Raw genomic sequence first — 15,955 nt, 5'->3', positions numbered from 1 at the left:
ATGTCCGACAATGTTGGATGTGCAACACCACGGATTACCGCGACGAAGGCCGATCAAAGCGGCGAACTTACTGACGAGATCATTACAGTAATCAGGGCCAACTCGGTCTCATTGAAGAACTTGCGGTCGACCACCAGCGCCTTGACCGCCTCGCCTTTCTCATGAGCGCGACCTGCAGCCAGATAGGCCGGCTAGTGCACGTCCCAATCGAATTCGGCACCCGAGATTCAGCAGCGACACGAAGGGCTGCCCAAAGCGATTATCGATCGGGCGTGGGATGCGCAGTTGCGACTGCGCCGGCGATATCGCAAGCTCGTGACCCGAGGCAAGAACGCCAACATAGCGGACGTTGCCGTTGCGCGCGAATTAGCCGGTTTCACTGGGACATTGCCCGACTCGCGATGGCGCTTGCATTGCCGCGTAGCGTGCAGTCCATATGAGACTGATGACGGGTCGGTATTGATGATCGATGAACTGATTCATGAAGGGAGTTTCCTGAAGTCGGCGTAGCCCGGTATTCGAGCAATCCGCGCTTCCACTTCGCAACGGGCAGTCCCCGACTTGCGTTTTAAGAAGGCGGCACGCTCATGAGACGGAATGGAACGAACGCCCCCCACCACGGCCGGTGAGGAAATGCAGGACAGTGGATCCTCGCGGGCCGACGGCATCAAGTGCCCAAGTGGGAAATCATGACGATTTCCCAAGGCTAACCGGAGGATCCACATTGAACTATGGGATAGTCGGTGCCGACATCGCAAAGAACGTCATGCAGTTGCATTGGATGGATCCGGATACCGGGGAGATCATCAACAGCAAATCAAGCGAGCCGCATCTCTGGGGCACTTCGCGAATCGTGCTCCTTGCCTAGTCGGCATGAAGCATGCGGCGGCGCCCAGCATTGGGCCGGACGACTGATTGAAATGGGACATCAGGTGAAGCTGATACCGGCGAAATTTGCCAAGGTGTTCAACATTCGCAATAAAAACGATGCTGCAGACGCCCGTGCCATCTGGATGGCGACGCAGATGTCGGGGAAATCTGTGGCAGTCAAGACCGAAGCCCAGCTGCGCGGCTAGATTTATGCAACAACGCCAATAAAAAATAGAAAAAAGCTGGAAACACGTTGCATAAAAATCGCCCCGAAACCAAAACAAAAATGGTATCGGGGCGGAATACACATTGGAGAATTACGGGAGAAACCCTGCACAGAACTCCTAACCAACGTTTCGCACAGGCACACAATTAATAGAGCAACAGCAGCTGACTCAGTTAATCGGGCAATTACGATTGCTAATCGGCAAAGAAACGTTTGTCAAACCAAATGCCATCAATTTCGCTGATAGTGGTTCGATGTTCGCCAATTCGGCTACCGCTCTAGCCTAGCAGGCTGCTGAAGTACCTCCCTTAGAAGCAGGCTTTCTGCGGTTACGCGGCTCTCGCTGCGCGTTCCGTCGCATTGTGAAATTTCAACGCAAAGCTCATGCTGGTTCGGCGGGTTGAGGCCAATTGCTGGCCCTATTGCCGCTTTTTTTCGCCACTATGGGCGTACCTGTGCCAATGAACGCAGGCGCACGAGGTTGTAAACGGCCATGTTCAACACGAACATCTGTTCCACCTTCTTCAAGCTGCGCACCACGGTCTTGGCCCACCCGAAGCCCTCCTGTGCGTCGTTACCCTTATCTGCACCTAGCGTGATTTCTGCACTCGCTGCCGCTTGCCGTGCGTCGTTGATCATGACCTTGGCTGCTTCACGCTCGGCATGCCCGTCAGCGCGCGTCACGCGTGCGTTGACCACCAGGCCATGCCGATTGTCGGTTAGCGTGTGGCCCATGTAACGCAATTCGCTGGCCGTTTTGCCTTTGCGATAGAGCCGCGCACCGGGATGCGGTCCTGGACTCATGCGTCTCGTTGCTACGCTTCTCGCCCTTGGAGTCGCCCGTACCACCACCTTCGCTGTCCTGATCGTCACTGTCGTTGGGCACAAAGCTCTTGTGCCCCGCCCACGCCTGGATCAGCGTTCCGTCCACACTGAAGTGCCCGCCCGAGAGCAGGCACTTCTTCCCGGCGATCGCCACAACTTTGAGCTTGCACTCAAACCTCCTATCTACCGTCAAAGCTACAAAGCATCGTGGATTTTTGCGACGGTAACCGATCATCAATCGGAGGATGTTATTAAACTCACACCATTGGGAGTGACGATCTCACCGGAATCCGGGTCGACCCAGTGCACCTGAAAGATGTTTTTTGGCAATGTCCACAGCGGGCGGCGTTATAGAGCCAATTCGGGGGCGGCCTAATCGAGCCACTGCATGGGCGGCGTGCAGAAGCCAGCGGCAACGGGCGCAAGCGCAACTCGAACTTTCCAATTCGGTTCACTCCGTTCATTTGAACGGAGCGCCTATGGCCAACAGTGCAGAAGTTGCTGCGTGCACAGCGCGTGACGTTACCTAGGCGCGGCGGCGTCGAGTTGAGCTGCGTTGAGGCATGTGAAGTGGATGCGCCCACCGGTGTGCAGTCCGTCGTCTGGCGCCTGCTGAGCAACCGCGAGGTGTCCGATGCACATGTATCACCGAACTGATCGACTGGTACCGCGCGAGGCGGGAGATCGAGATGTTCTTCAATGTGTTGAAGAACGCATGTCGGGTTGAAACGTTGCAGCTCTCACAGATGGAGCGCGTGGAGAAGGCGCTTGTGCTGTATATGATGGTGTCCTGGCGTATCGCACGGCTCATGCGGCTGGGCAGGACCTGCCCGGACCTGGATGCTTCGCTGTTCTTTGATGCTGACGAGACACACGGCGCTCACGTGCTCTCAAAGCAACCCCGCCCGAATAAGCCGCCGACGCTGAACCAGAAGATTCGGATGATCGCGTCACTGGGTGGATTCCTCGGGCGCAAGGGCGAAGGTGAACCCGGCGCGAAGACACTGTGGATTGGCATGCAGCGTGATGGACGCGGTGGTCACTATCCAGATCCTGCGCGAAGGGTACAAAACTTCTGGTAACGAGATGTGCTTAACCTGCATTGCGAACTACGCATCCCACGAATCCGCATCGCGCGACCACGCGACACATGCGGCATAACCGCTCAGGGCACGAAGCCAAACAGCGTCGAGTCTCGCAATCAAGTCGCGATTGCATACGCTCTCCTCGCTAACTAGGATGCTTGGTTCGTGCTGCCTGTCGCCAAGTACAGAAAACCATGTCATGCCCCCTCCGATGCCGACGCCAAGTGCCTTCAACACCGCTTCCTTTGCCGTCCATACGTCATAAAACGCGTCGGTTCGCCTGTACATCGGCAAAGCGGTCACTTGTGCCTCGTCGCGCGGCGCAAATACCGCTGATGCGAGCTTCCTCCAATTGATGTCTTTGCGCGCAAATTCGATATCGACACCAACCCTCCGTCGCCGGCCAATTGCGATCAGAGCATACTGCTCCGAATGCGAAACGTTAAAGTCGAGTTGCCCACCGAACCTGCTTTGCATCGACTTATCGAGACGCGGCCGTCCGCCGGTGTCTCGCTCGAAACGCAATTCACTGGCCTCCGAGTCTGTTCGTTCCGCGAGCAACTGACGCAGTACGACGCGCGTCACCGCACAACGCAGCGCATCGTCGCGGCGTCGGAAGCGCGCGACCTTCGCACGCTCATCGTCCGAGAGCGGAGCGAATGCGGGACAGTCGAGCATGACGCGAAAATCGAAGCTGATGCAAAATATTTCAATATCTGCTGCGGAGGCACGCGGTGGAGCGAGCTCGTGCACATTGAAAGCCGACGTTGCAGGGACGATCATCAATTCACTCCGTTAGTGACGGTAACAGGCAGTTGCTGTGCGATTATGCCGCGCGAGGAACAGAGGTGCTCAAGTTCCTGAAACAGGTTGCAGATCACGTGCGCTCGTCTGGAGCAAGTCGGCCGATGAAATTCTGTCGCGTCTCGAACGGTTTTGCGCACGCGTCTAAACGATACGAGATGAACGCCATGAACATGACACACCAGCGATTGACGACGCCGTGCTCGCGCTCCTCTATTCGACATTGCACGCCCGGCATTGTCACCCATTGAAAGGCCGTTGGAAAGACAGTACAGCACTACGCACAAGGCGCAGCCTTCCGTTGTTGCGAAACCTTCGCCAACCCCGCGCGAAGCGCCGCGACGCATCCGATATTTCGTTCGCCTAGTGGCGGAATTGATCCACGAGCACGAAAGCGCCGGATAGCGATCAAAGGAGGTTTGCACGAGAGCCGTCTGCGACGGCACCGACTCCCAGTCCATTGAACCATTGAAGTCCTACCGAAACTGGACAAGGGCCGTCCGGAAGATGAACCCCTCTTCTGCATGCAAACATGCTATGTATCTGATTTGACTTCACGGTTCGCTCGCAAACGGCCCGCTCACTCATGCGATGAGCCGACTGCAATGATTGCTGTTCGGCGCTTGATCGGTGCTGGATCAATGCCGGGTGTGGCACAGCTGCACAGATGGCGGAAGCATCATTCTCGTCGTTCTTGCCGCCGACCACAAAGGGTTTCACATATTGTGTCGGCAGCAGTCGAACCGTGTGCCCCCTGCGAGATAAATTCCAGAGCCCAGAAGTGCGAACCGTGACGGTGTTCGATGCCGATCAGGCTCGGTTCCAATCTCGAAAAGAACTTGCGCAGCTGCGGAAGTTTGCGCAGCTGTATCGGAGCAAGATCTGCGAACAGGCAAGGATGGTGACGTGGCCCCGGTGGACAAGTGGCCCTATGGCGTGTTCACGCTAATATCGTTTGATCGTCCACTCTGGCGATGGAAATCACCGAAGCCCAATATCAACGGATCGAGCATTGTCTGCCACGACAGCGTGGCAACAGTCAGTCCGACGAACCTGCAAGTGCAGTGCGATCTTTATGTCGCCGAGCACGGCTGCAAGTGGCGTGGACTGCCGAAGCGCTTCGGTAGATGGCATACGATTTACACGCGGATGAACCGCTGGTCCAGAAGTGGCGTGCTGCGTTGCGTGTTCACGGAATTGCAGCGTGCACAGAACAAATTCATCGATATCTTCTCCCATCGCGAATTCCGGAGTGTGTATTACCAAGTATCTCGTCGACGCAAAGGGTTTTATGACCCAGTAAGATTTGCGAAATGAGACGAGTTTCTGGCCTGCGGGCCGGCTCATCATCACACCACCACTTTGTGGCCAACGCAGACTGGTCTGATCCCGCGGTCTTGCAGCGGGTACGCGAATGGGTGATGCCCGCGTTAGATGCACACGCAAACGGGGATGAAGCCCAAATCGAGTCCAGTGGCCTGCTTTCGCCGCCTTCGTACGCTTTATCCATCAACAGGTGCAGCGGTCAATTGGCCGGCCCGAGGCTCTTTAGCAATTCGCGTCCCTGCGGCGCGTCGCCTGCGTGGCCGGCAGACAACGCGAACGTTATGGCTGTTCGAGTATCCGCGGCAACCATATAAATCTTGGTATTCCCTTCGCCTCGGGACTTTACGATTGTTTGAGGTCCGTTTTTTAACGCACCGGTGCCATCAGGATGAACCTTTACCATAGTGCTATCCAGCGAAACCGCGTCGATCCTGATGCGAACGCAAATAGCGGGAGCACTGATATCTTTGAGGCGCAGGTTCGTGAGATCGAATTCGGCGGCGGTCCGCGCCGGCCACGGCTCGGATGCGGCAAGATAAATTGCTGAACTTCTCAACGGTCAATATCGTGCGAATCGCCTGTCGGCAATGGTTAGCAGTCTTTCTCGTGTCCCCAAAGCCTTGCCTTTAACCCGTCCGCCCTCGCCAACCCCGCGAACCTTTCCCGACGGGGCACGCAGACAAATTCCGCCCCTTCGGAAAAACCCGCAATCAGCTGCAACTTTCGATGTTGCTGTTCTTGTCGCAATTGGATTTCCCCACTGGATTTGGCGAGCCATCGCCATACATGTCGTTCGCGAACTCATTTGCGATGCGAATCAGTGTTATCCAAACAATCGATTTTGTAGCTTGAGGTGAGATGCCTCATAGTCGCTTACTACGACTCGCGGCACAGCTGCCGACTATCCGCACCGGAAAGGGAAACTTTCCTGACGTGCCCCGATGCAAGCGACGCTATCGGAGCGAATATTCATGTGAACGTCAAAATAAATTTTCTGCGCGAGCGGATACGAACAACCATTGGAACCGTGGCAATGACTGTATCGATCGTGATAGTGGGTGCCGGCTTTTGCGGGACGATGACCGCCACATGGCTACTATCGGATCAAACCGCAAAGCCCCTGTCGATCGCACTGGTCGATGCCAGCTATAGCGTTTCGCGCGGCATTGCTTATCGGTCGGACGAGGAAGGCTGGCTCCTGAACGCCCCCGCACGGGCCCTCAGTGTTGAGCGGGACAACGGGAACGGCTTTGTCGATTATTGCCGACTGCGGGGCCGGCCTGCGGAACCCGATGATTTCCTGCCACGCGCCTGGTACGGTGACTATCTTGCACATCGGCTAAAACAGGCAGTAGGAAAGTCGGGGAAGCATCAGTTTTCTCAACACGACGGATACGCCGTTGCGCTGGCGCCCGAAGAGGATGGCCGAACGAAGGTTTACTTGCACACGGGTGTGGAGATTTCTGCCGATCACGTCGTCCTTGCGACGGGCCACAGCTATGGCCGCCCCTCCATCACTGTAGCAGCGACCGGTGGCGCTTCACTCGATCAACGTTTCCTCGCGAATCCCTGGGACGCAGTTAAACTGCGGGCCGTGCCGGATGACAGCCAGTTCTTCATGTACGGGTCTGGTCTGACGGCACTCGACGTTGTTTACGCGCTGCATCGGCGCAGCGAAAAGTTGTGCTTCACCCTTATGTCCCGCCGTGGTTTGTTGCCCCAACACCACTGCCGGTCACTGCCGAAACTTCAGCTACAAGCGCGGCGGGCGCTTCTCGATCAACTGACTGCTGGCCCTAGGCATTGCCTCACCGCCGTACGCAAAGTCATTGCTGAACATCGCGCGAGAGGCGGTGACTGGCGCGAGGTGATCGATAGCCTGCGTCCTGCGGTACCGCAGATCTGGTCAAACTGGTCTGAGGCCGACCGGCGCGCTTTCGTGCGTCATATTGCGCCTTACTGGGAAACACATCGTCACCGACAGCCACCTTCCACGGCAGCGCTCGTCGCGTCACTCAGGATGAGTGGCCGCCTCTCGCTTATGAGTGGGCGAATCGAGACAATCAGCGCACATGGCGACGGGCTGCTGCTGGCTATTCGCCCGCGCGCAGCAACGGGCTCGCGCGTTGTGCGCGCATCGTATTTCGTCAATTGCACGGGTGCCGGGATGGCTCCCGCTCATTCAGCTGCGGCGTCAGATACAGTACCGGATGCAGATCGCCTACATCGGCCTATAGCACACGGGTGCGATTCTCTTTTTGATCAGTTACGGCGCGACGGGATTGCAAAATTTGACTGGGCGGGGTTGTGTGTTGATGAGTCTTACCGCGTAGTCCGAGTCAATGGCTGCACGAATCCGTCGCTCTTTTATATTGGCCCCGCGCTTAGAAGACGCTTTTGGGAGGCGACGGCGGTGCCCGAATTGCTAATGCATATCGAGCGGATGACGGAGATCATGAGGCGGCAGTTTTCTGCACGTTAGACGCGAGCGCGTGGCCTGACAGGGTCATGGATGCAAGCGCACGCTCTGGTTCTGGCTCCAATATCGACGCCTGCCTTGTGATGTAAGCAACCGGTGAAGTCACCTTGCCCGGCGCGCGCGGAATCTATAGAGCGCTGGCGGAAGGTTCCCATCGGTGAGGCAGCAAGTCGTCGATGTCAGTCGCGAGATATGTGGGCAGGCGCGCGAGCACATCCTTCAGATAGGCGAGCGGATCGTGCCTGTTCAGTTGTCCCGAACGGATCAGGCTCATGATGGCAGAGGCCCGTTCCCCGGCGCGAAGTGAGCCCCGCAAACAACGAGTTTTTTCTCGCGGGGCCTAGGTGTCGATGGCGGTCAGTGTCCGCCCTTTTCAGGCGTCGTCGTATATCGACGTCGCGACAAAGGGCGAACAATCCAGATACTGCAAGCGCTAAGTGCGCTGTGAGCGGTATGACGACGATGCAGGTCGCGGCGTAGGGGCGCGTAGGGCGATTGGAGACACGCCCCGCGTCGCGTCGTGACAGCGGCATGGAAGAAAGGCGGTATGCGGTCCATTAAACTTGCGGCAACCCATGATTTTTTGAGAGTTCAAAGCCGAGTTGTATATCGATGAGTCTTCGCAAACCTCTCCAGATCGCGGTGTTTCCGGGCGGCGGGGCACTGGCTCGATCCATATCCGCCAAGCTGGGCAAGTTTGAGGAGATATCGTGTAAGAGGCGTAGCGTTCGAAGCTTCGCGTAGCTTCAAAGTGCCCGCGCACGATATCCTGCTCACAAGCTTTCGGATTTGAAAGAAATCGGTAAGCCGCCTTCGTATTGCACCTTTGGTATCGGAGTTGTAATAGGACTGGATGCAGAGAAATTCCCGGATTGCCGCATAGTGACGAAACAAGACGGGCGACCTTGCCCTGTTGTAGCCGAATGCGGCCTCGGCGCCTATGTTCGCGCTCGCCCGGATGTGCTCGATGACAGCGGGGGGGAATGGCGTCAACGAAGGGAAAGTAGTGCATCTGCTGAAAGGCCTTCAGCAAAACCAGCAGGCCCAGTCTCGAGGACTGGCCACGCGCGTTGCGGCGCACCCACTCGAGCTCTTCGACGTCCGGCGAATAGAACGCTTGCAATTCCTCCGGTGAAAAAACCTTGGGAAACCTCGGATACGCGGTACTTTCGATGGTCGCCATGCCGAATTCCGGATCTCGAATGGGCTGGCCAGTGTAGCGCAAAAAATCCGGCGAAGCCGTCACACCTGTGCCAGTCTTGAGCAACCAGTTGGCCGCGATAATTTTCGGATTCAGAACGCAGCGAAGGGGCAGAAACATGGGCAAAGCCAGCCAGCAGAATAAATCGTCGCGTGCCCGCAAACTGGGCGTTGGCGACCTGGATGCATTGCGACGGGGAGCGGTTCAGTCAGGGAACCCGACGCTATCGTTCTCGATCGGAATGAACTGCCGCCGGAGCAGAAAATCTCCTGGCGCTCTCGCGCAAATGCTTCAGGATGAGGTATCCGATCATCCAACACTGGAGGAATATCAGAGCGCGCTAACGGCGATTGCGGCGGCGTGGAATACCAGCCTCCCGCCCGAGAGAGCGTGCTGAAGCGCTACGCGATCAGTTCGGATTTGATAAAAGTGTTCCACCCGAAATACGGCGCGAGATCATACAGGGCATCGAGCGCCTGGTTGGGAAAATCTAACCCGCTTTCCCGTGACCTCCGTCGTATCGTTTCGTGGAAGGCAAGGCTCGAAGGTGACGTACTCCGGGTCGTTGCCGCAGCGTCCGACGGTCCCCGGCACGACACTCTTAAGTGATGTCATACGGGGTTTGGCGCGAACGATGTCCGCGTAAGAAATCGCACATTCAGACCAGTCGGCCAAGGACTCGGCCGTCCCGCGCTGGCTGACCACGTTGACCTATCTGCATCTCGACGACGCAAGCGGACGCGATAGCTCAGGGAAGCATCCGCAGCCCGATTTCCTTACTCCACCAAGGCATAAAGATCCGCCACCTCATAACTTCTACACTTATGATCGCTATTCGGCTGAATCGTGGTCAGGGGCATTCACGATATGCGGAAGGCCATTGCGAGTGGCCGCATTCGCGCCGAACGCCATTGAGGGCATGCGCCGGGTTATCTTCGTCATTTTTTCTCGAATCCTTTGCCCGCAATATCGTCGGCTCAAACTCCTACCGCCGTTCGCCAATCCGGTTTTATGCGCTTGCTCGCTATCTCTCTGCGGTGCTTCGAGGATAGCCGAGGGGTGGAAACTACAGGGCTTTGGCATTCCATGCCTTAACGCCTCGAAAACATGGATTTGCCATACCCATCAACGACATTGACTCTCGCATAAATTTTATTTGTTATGGTTAGCGCTATTACGGTATAAACTATGTGCTCGATTTCAGGCGATCACGCAATCGAAGTTCTAAAAAGACGGAATTAGACATCATCTAAACTACAATGGCTTGCATTTTAATTTTCGTTAAATGCATTGCCAGATGCTCAGATAATTTAGCCCACTGCCATTGCAAAATGGAGGAATAAAGCCGACGATGAGAAATCTCTTTCTTGTTACCCTTGCGCTCAGCGCATCGTATTGCGCTGCTGCTGAAACATACGAAAGCTGCCCGACGCCCGCCGTCATCAAAATTGCGCGGAACGTGTACACTGCAACAACCAGCGATAACGAGGGGGAATGGACGGGTTTTGCGAGAGGACCGGACGACGGCAATATCAAGGAATTCACCTCAGCCACGTTTGATCCACCGCAGCTTGATAATGACGGTGTTGTGCAATCGGCGTCAGTCCAGTGCTCCTACGAACTTGCCAAAGGCGGACATGTGAATCTACGGTACATGCCTAAGTCTCCGCTACCAAGTCTAAGGGTAGATCAAGGCTTATGGCGCCGGAAATCTGGCCTTCGCGACCTTGACTACTATGAATGCACTCAGCCGACCGCGTTGCGTTGTAGGTTCGTTGTCGTTCGACGGTCCTGAACAAGCTGAGCGTCCGGCAGCGGCGGCTTCCCGGTGGGAGCCGTCTTGGTGCAATTTCAAGGACATTGACCTGTCGCCTCGCGAATCCTAGCGAGATTCAGACGAGGTCAACGGTACGTTTAGCGGAGAAGAATCTGCTCCGGCATCCGCTGCGAGAACAGGTCAATGTGAAGCACCAACTGGTGGATCTGGCTGGAACCGACCTTCTGCTTGGTTTTCGCGTCCCAAAGGCCTCTGGTTGCACGGCAGCATCCGGACAGCAGCGCAACCAGCAGCAGCGTCAGACACGACACGGACCATTCCCGCACGAAGGTATCCGCGCATTGCGCGAATCGCGCCACCGCCGCTGCGCCCCGCTGGAGTTCGCGCAGGATCACGCCCACATCTCCTACCGGTGCGCGAGGCACTTTCCTCCTCCATCGATCCCAGCCGATGGCCAGCGCCGCGCCAGCCAGGACAGGCCACAGCGCCCCGGGCGCGAGCGCGTCGGGCAGCGTGCCAACCGGGATGTGCAGATACAGCACTCATAGCCCGATCAGCGAGGCCAGCACCATGGCGAACCAGGTGAGCGGTGCGGGGACGCGGGCATGGGCATCCGTCGATCAGCCCCTTCGTGCCGATCAACGCCAGAATGCCCAGAATCGCGACGATACCGAGCGGCCGGTTGAACACCAGCAGCGCTGAGCACCACGCCGATCAGGCCCAGCGGCATCACCGCAACCTCCATGGCCAGACGCCGGAAGCACACCAGCAGCACCATCATGCTCGTGAACATCAGCACGATCATGACCGGCACCACCGCAAAGACCGACGTCCGGGAGATCGCGCTTTCCTCGAATAGGCCGCTGGTTTCGACCCGGTAGCCGCCCGGCAGCTTCGCCTTGAACGCGTCGATCTTCGGTGCCACCGTCGCGACGACTTCGTCGGACACGCCGACCAACATAATTTATATGAACGCCCCCGATGCGCCAGTTTTTCTTGTGTGTTGATTCGACACGTTTCGCAACGAGAACCCGATCGACATCGCGGCCAGCCTCATTCGCTGCGGGCCCCGATGAAATCCGCTGACTCGTCCCTCATTTGTCGCACGAGCTCAACGCTCGAATTATGCTTCAAGTTCAGCGAGTCACGGTCCGACCAGTCTTGTCATCACGCTCGATTGCCAACGCAACCTTTCGACGTCATTCGTCCAAGCTTTACTCTGTTGCTCGATCTATCAAGCTGACTTCGCTAGAAGTCAGAGGCCCCGTAGCTTGGATAGCAGGGTGGGGGGAAACCAAGCCTCTGAAGCCTATCGACAGGCATTTCCTAGGGGAATGCGCGAGTCATCGGGCCGTAACAAAAGTGAACGTAGATGTGGCCTCGAAAATGAAAAGCTCCGAGGGCCGAGCCCGCAACCGTGAGGGTGAAGGCAGCATGGGTAGCGGAATTCTGACCGATACGGCTATTCCACTTCGGCGGGGTGGAAGCGACGGCACGAAGACAAGGACATGCTGAGCAACTGGAGAAGCCCTCCTCGCCCCGGCGCGAAATCGCCGGAGCAAGGTAGGTTCTATAACCGGCGAACCCGGGAAGTGGACCGAAGGCGAGAGGGTGGCGGATGGGCCCGTAGTAGCCGTGAAACCGGGTAACGCTGGTGGAGCGAAGGGGCCCTGCTGTTTGTAACTTCCTCGACAACATGGGAGGCAAGGACGAGATGACAAAGGCCAGTGTCGAACAAATGCGACACCGTTCCACGTGCCGCCAGTTTGCTTTGTATTTCACTGATTATCGAAGGTCTTCACCTCCCTACAGTCAGTTAATCTCACCGGTCGCTGGAACCTCGCTTGCGCTCAGCGGACACTGATCATACCCACTCGCATTCACTGATGGCATATAAATTGCCTCAAGGTAAGCCGACGACGTAACCGATACACCTATACATAGTCAAGGCCAAACATCCATGCAAAAAATTGTCACCATCTTTCTGCTTCTAATTTCCTACTGCACGTTGCTATCGGCTGCTGACAACCAGGGGAACGGAACCATACCCCCCCCCTTTCCTCTTACCCCCTCAGACTTTCAGCGGGCTCTCACAGTTCGTTATCAATACTCGGATAAAATTGTCAATTTCGTCGATACCCCCCCTTTCTGGCTTTCGCCCGAGACCCTTGCCTACCGACGGACGACACATGGTGAGCGCCAGTTCATTAAACTCAATATCAAAACTGGGAAGAAGCAACCAGCTTTCGATCATGGCCGCCTTGCCGAAGCATTAAATAAGGCGGCCTCCTCGAATTTCCGAGGCAATTCGCTGCCCTTTGACCGCTTCGAAATCGGACAAGACGGCAACCAGTTGCTGTTCTCCATTGGTTCCGTTCAGTGGAGTTGTGATCTTTCAAGCTACATCTGCACTAGGATCTCTCAGGGCGAAATCTTGCCATTTCATAACGACTTCACGCCAACGGCTGCAAGCGATAGTCGAATCACAATCGATTCACCGGACGGCAAGTGGAAAGCATATATCAAAAACTCCAACGTCTTTCTAATGAGTAAGGACGGATCCGTAAATGTACCGTTAAGTTGGGACGGGACAGAAGCGAACAATTACGTCTTCTCATCCCTAAAGTGGTCCCCTGACTCCAATCACCTCGCAGGTTACCGTGTCGCCTTCGGCCAACCGCGTCAAATCGTGCTTGTCAATTCCTCAGCAACAAACCATCAAGCCAGGTATGAGCCAATAGAGTATGCCAAAGCGGGAGATATTCTTCCGCGACCGCAACCGGTACTATTCGACATAGTCAACAAGCGCATGATCAATATCGACAATGCTTTGTTCCCGAATCCTTTTGACCTTTCCAAAATTAATTGGCGGAAGGATGGGGAAGGCTTTACATTTGAGTACAACCAACGCGGCCATCAGCTCTACCGAGTAATCGAGGTGGAGGCCGCCACCGGCCGTACGCGCTCTTTGATCGATGAGGTCAGCTCCACGTTCGTCGATTATACAGATTTAAGAAATAACCAAATAGATTCCGGAAAATACTTTCGCTACAATGTTAATGATGGAGAGGAAATTATCTGGGCATCCGAACGCGATGGATTTGAACATCTGTACCTCTTTAATGGCCGTACCGGTGTTTTAGAAAACCAAATCACCAAAGGTGACTGGATTGTCCGCGCGGTGGACCACATCGATCCAGTCAGAAGGGAAATTTGGTTTGAAGCAAGCGGAATGAATGTCGGCGAGGACCCTTATTTCGTTCATGCCTACCGAATTGGCTTCGACGGAAAGGGGCTGACATCACTTACGCCAGAACCGGCCAATCATCACATCGAGTTTTCTCCTGACGGTAGCTTCTACGTCGACCTCTGGTCGCGTATCGACCTTCCCCCACGCATGGCGCTTTTCCGGTCTAGCGACAACGCTAAACTGATGCAGATCGAGAGCACCGACATCTCCCAACTCGAATCTAATGGATGGAGAGCACCAATCAATTTTGTTGCCAAAGGGCGCGATGGTAAGACCGATATCTGGGGAATCATTCATCTACCAAATAGATTCGATCCACATCTGAAGTATCCTGTGGTGGAGGATATATATGCCGGCCCGCAAGGCTCTCGCGTCCCAAAGTCATTCACAACCACAACAGAGCCCCTTACTCAGTTGGGTTTTATCGTTGTGCAAATCGACGGAATGGGCACTAACAACCGTTCACGCCTTTTTCATGACGTCGCGTGGAAGAATCTGAAAGATGCAGGCCTTCCCGATCGCATTCTGTGGCATAAGGCGGCTGCCTCTCTATATCCCTGGTACGACATCTCGAATTTAGGAATCTTCGGTACATCAGCTGGCGGCCAGAACGCCATTGATGCACTGCTATTCCATTCTGACTTCTATAAGGTTGCGGTAGCCAACAGTGGTTGCTATGACAACCGTATGGACAAGATATGGTGGAACGAACAGTGGATGGGCTGGCCCGTCGGCATTGAATACTCACAGTCCTCTGCCATCGACAATGCCGACAATCTACACGGCAAACTTATGCTTGTTGTGGGCGAAATGGACCACAATGTCGATCCGGCCTCCACCTTTGCGCTCGCCGACAGTCTCATTAAGGCGGGAAAGGAATTCGAAATGGTCTATGTGCCTGGTGCTGATCATGGAGCCCCCGGTATCTTCACCGAGCGCAAGCTCATGGATTTCTTCGTTCGCAATGTTTTCGGACAAGATCCGCCTAATTGGAATGCCATATCGACGCGTTTTCCGTCGAGTTGATGACCCTTTATACTGATCGCCGTGGCATTGAGTTCGTAGGATTTTTGTATGGTCACATTCAATCGCTTACGTTGGGCTTAGGACTGCTATTGCTTGCCTTCGTTGAACGCAAGCCCGCAAGATTCGTGTGGGAGACCGGCGCAGTGTCATCGCTGGTCGCTGAGCGTCGCCGTCGTTCAGGCGCCACGCCGAAAGCAGTGGGGTCAATGCCTTTGCGCGTTGGCGATCGTACTCGCTCTGGCGCTTGAAAAATTTCTCGCCTCAGCGGTCTTGGACCTGAGGATTGAAAGTGGCACGGCCATTGGGATGCCAACGAGATCATTCGCTTGTAGGGGTTATAAGCTGGAACCGCCGATTTTTTCGAAATTCTTCGGGTTCAATAGGTTAGCGGCTATTTTCGGGCGGCAAAGGCCTGATCCATATCCCTCGCACGCTGGATTTCGTCGCCATGCAGGTACATCGATGTCGTCGCGATCGATGCATGGCGCAGGTTGTCGCGCACGCTGGCCAGTTTGGCCCCGCTAGCGAGCGCGTGGCTCGCGTGACTGTGGCGCATCCAGTGCGGATTCGCGCGGCGCAATTTTTCGGCAGCTACCGGATGATCGGCCTCGATCACGTCGGCTGCCTGTGCGAAGAAGCGGCGCATGACGCGCCCCAGACGCGAACCCGCGATACCCGCGTCGCCGTCTTCGCCCAGACTCGCGACCAGTGATGTCTTCGGGTTACAACGTTGTGGCGTGACAGGCAGGCGTCGCTGTGCAAGGTACTGATCGAGCGCAGTACGCGCGAGCGGCGGCAGTGCCACCTTGCCGGGCTTGCTGCCCTTGCCGACCAGATGCAGCCAGTGATCACCGTGCCCGTCCACGCGGATGCTGCCGAGCTCGGCGCCGACCAGTTCGCTCGCGCGCAGACCCGTCGCGTAGCCGAAGTCAAGCAGGACGCGCAGCCGCTGCGCCGCTGGCTCCGACCAGCCATAGGACGTAAGCGGTAATTTCAGCACACCGAATAAAGAATCGTTTGCGACAGACGAGCAAGCGCAGCCGTACCGCGATGGTCGGGGTCAACCGGCGATATCCGCGTCGAGGT

At 56.1% G+C, this 15,955-nt stretch carries 7 protein-coding genes and 9 pseudogenes; 7 read left to right on the top strand and 9 right to left on the bottom strand.

Annotated elements, in window-relative coordinates; all coding sequences use genetic code 11:
• Window positions 1-216: 216 nt before the first annotated feature.
• Window positions 217-440 (top strand): annotated as a pseudogene (locus tag AB3X98_RS39170) (IS110 family transposase); the annotation flags it as partial.
• A 284-nt stretch (window positions 441-724) separates the two neighbouring features.
• Window positions 725-1,064, top strand: a pseudogene (locus AB3X98_RS39165) (IS110 family transposase); the annotation flags it as partial.
• A gap of 473 nt (window positions 1,065-1,537) precedes the next feature.
• Here AB3X98_RS39165 and AB3X98_RS39160 read toward each other — a convergent pair.
• Window positions 1,538-2,081: pseudogene (locus AB3X98_RS39160) on the bottom strand (IS5/IS1182 family transposase); the annotation flags it as partial.
• Window positions 2,082-2,428: 347 nt separating this feature from the next.
• On the opposite strand from AB3X98_RS39160, the pseudogene AB3X98_RS39155 reads away from it, so the two are divergent.
• Window positions 2,429-2,983, top strand: a pseudogene (locus AB3X98_RS39155) (IS4 family transposase); the annotation flags it as partial.
• Between the two features lie 47 nt (window positions 2,984-3,030).
• On the opposite strand, the gene AB3X98_RS39150 reads toward AB3X98_RS39155, so the two are convergent.
• The gene (locus AB3X98_RS39150; RefSeq protein WP_368605765.1) at window positions 3,031-3,789 is read right to left on the bottom strand and encodes a 4'-phosphopantetheinyl transferase superfamily protein; all 759 of its coding nucleotides are present in this window, start codon (window positions 3,787-3,789) and stop codon (window positions 3,031-3,033) included.
• Window positions 3,790-4,784: 995 nt separating this feature from the next.
• Here AB3X98_RS39150 and AB3X98_RS39145 point away from each other — a divergent pair.
• Window positions 4,785-5,013 (top strand): annotated as a pseudogene (locus tag AB3X98_RS39145) (transposase); the annotation flags it as partial.
• Between the two features lie 242 nt (window positions 5,014-5,255).
• Here AB3X98_RS39145 and AB3X98_RS39140 read toward each other — a convergent pair.
• Window positions 5,256-5,578: pseudogene (locus AB3X98_RS39140) on the bottom strand (transposase); the annotation flags it as partial.
• Window positions 5,579-6,169: 591 nt separating this feature from the next.
• Between AB3X98_RS39140 and AB3X98_RS39135 the strand changes: the two are divergent.
• The gene (locus AB3X98_RS39135) at window positions 6,170-7,618 is read left to right on the top strand and encodes an FAD/NAD(P)-binding protein (RefSeq protein ID WP_368605766.1); all 1,449 of its coding nucleotides are present in this window, start codon (window positions 6,170-6,172) and stop codon (window positions 7,616-7,618) included.
• A 124-nt stretch (window positions 7,619-7,742) separates the two neighbouring features.
• On the opposite strand, the pseudogene AB3X98_RS39130 reads toward AB3X98_RS39135, so the two are convergent.
• From AB3X98_RS39130 to AB3X98_RS39120, 3 genes and pseudogenes are all read right to left on the bottom strand, one after another.
• Window positions 7,743-7,947 (bottom strand): annotated as a pseudogene (locus AB3X98_RS39130) (transposase domain-containing protein); the annotation flags it as partial.
• Between the two features lie 499 nt (window positions 7,948-8,446).
• Window positions 8,447-8,798 (bottom strand): annotated as a pseudogene (locus AB3X98_RS39125) (DUF4158 domain-containing protein); the annotation flags it as partial.
• Window positions 8,799-10,097: 1,299 nt separating this feature from the next.
• On the bottom strand, window positions 10,098-10,370 hold the full coding sequence (locus AB3X98_RS39120; RefSeq protein WP_368610423.1) for a hypothetical protein: 273 nt from the start codon (window positions 10,368-10,370) through the stop codon (window positions 10,098-10,100).
• On the opposite strand from AB3X98_RS39120, the gene AB3X98_RS39115 reads away from it, so the two are divergent.
• Window positions 10,276-10,611, top strand: a complete 336-nt coding sequence (locus AB3X98_RS39115) for a DUF3757 domain-containing protein (protein ID WP_368610422.1) — start codon at window positions 10,276-10,278, stop codon at window positions 10,609-10,611. The two genes, AB3X98_RS39120 and AB3X98_RS39115, sit on opposite strands and share 95 nt — an antisense overlap.
• 119 nt (window positions 10,612-10,730) lie before the next feature.
• Here AB3X98_RS39115 and AB3X98_RS39110 read toward each other — a convergent pair whose 3' ends face one another.
• Both AB3X98_RS39110 and AB3X98_RS39105 read right to left on the bottom strand, forming a co-directional pair.
• Window positions 10,731-11,135 carry a hypothetical protein gene (locus AB3X98_RS39110; RefSeq protein WP_342950216.1) on the bottom strand — a complete coding sequence of 135 codons (405 nt, stop codon included), beginning with the start codon at window positions 11,133-11,135 and terminating at the stop codon, window positions 10,731-10,733.
• Between the two features lie 11 nt (window positions 11,136-11,146).
• On the bottom strand, window positions 11,147-11,542 hold the full coding sequence (locus AB3X98_RS39105; protein ID WP_368605768.1) for a hypothetical protein: 396 nt from the start codon (window positions 11,540-11,542) through the stop codon (window positions 11,147-11,149).
• 1,011 nt (window positions 11,543-12,553) lie between these two features.
• Between AB3X98_RS39105 and AB3X98_RS39100 the strand changes: the two genes are divergently transcribed.
• On the top strand, window positions 12,554-14,869 hold the full coding sequence (locus tag AB3X98_RS39100) for a prolyl oligopeptidase family serine peptidase (protein WP_368605769.1): 2,316 nt from the start codon (window positions 12,554-12,556) through the stop codon (window positions 14,867-14,869).
• 391 nt (window positions 14,870-15,260) lie between these two features.
• On the opposite strand, the pseudogene AB3X98_RS39095 reads toward AB3X98_RS39100, so the two are convergent.
• Window positions 15,261-15,848: pseudogene (locus AB3X98_RS39095) on the bottom strand (tyrosine-type recombinase/integrase); the annotation flags it as partial.
• Window positions 15,849-15,955: the final 107 nt, after the last annotated feature.

This window comes from Paraburkholderia sp. BR14312 (genome assembly GCF_040948675.1).
GTDB lineage: Bacteria > Pseudomonadota > Gammaproteobacteria > Burkholderiales > Burkholderiaceae > Paraburkholderia > Paraburkholderia nodosa_A.
The sequence above is the reverse complement of the archived record's forward strand: the minus strand, read 5'-3'. Positions and strand labels throughout refer to the sequence as shown.

Excerpts from the sequence above, each read along its gene's own strand:
- AB3X98_RS39150 (WP_368605765.1), bottom strand. The coding sequence starts at position 3,789 with ATGATCGTCCCTGCAACGTCGGCTTTCAATGTGCACGAGCTCGCTCCA.
- AB3X98_RS39135 (WP_368605766.1), top strand. The coding sequence starts at position 6,170 with ATGACTGTATCGATCGTGATAGTGGGTGCCGGCTTTTGCGGGACGATG.
- AB3X98_RS39100 (WP_368605769.1), top strand. The coding sequence starts at position 12,554 with ATGCAAAAAATTGTCACCATCTTTCTGCTTCTAATTTCCTACTGCACG.